This window comes from uncultured Tenacibaculum sp., assembly GCF_947502995.1.
GTDB lineage: Bacteria > Bacteroidota > Bacteroidia > Flavobacteriales > Flavobacteriaceae > Polaribacter.
In genome coordinates, this window is the sequence record NZ_CANNBW010000083.1 from 1 (window position 1) to 256 (window position 256).

1 pseudogene is annotated in these 256 nt (G+C 39.1%); it reads right to left on the bottom strand.

Annotated features, from left to right (window positions below):
- A pseudogene (locus Q1A46_RS20840) lies at positions 1 to 256 on the bottom strand (hypothetical protein); the annotation flags it as partial.

Here is a 256-nt window from a genome sequence, read left to right on the forward strand (position 1 = left end):
AATGTTCTTTGAATTGGACCAAAGTTTGCAGTTACTGTTTTATCAGCATCCATTGTAATATTTAATGGATTTGTAGTCCCTGAAGCATCACCACTCCATCCTGTAAATTCATAACCTGCGTCTGGAGTAGCTGTTAAAGTTACAACACTTCCATCATCATAAGTTCCTGTGCCTGGATTTGGAGCCGCAGTAACGCTTCCGTTAGTTGCATTTAAAGTCAATGTTCTTTGAATTGGACCAAAGTTTGCAGTTACTG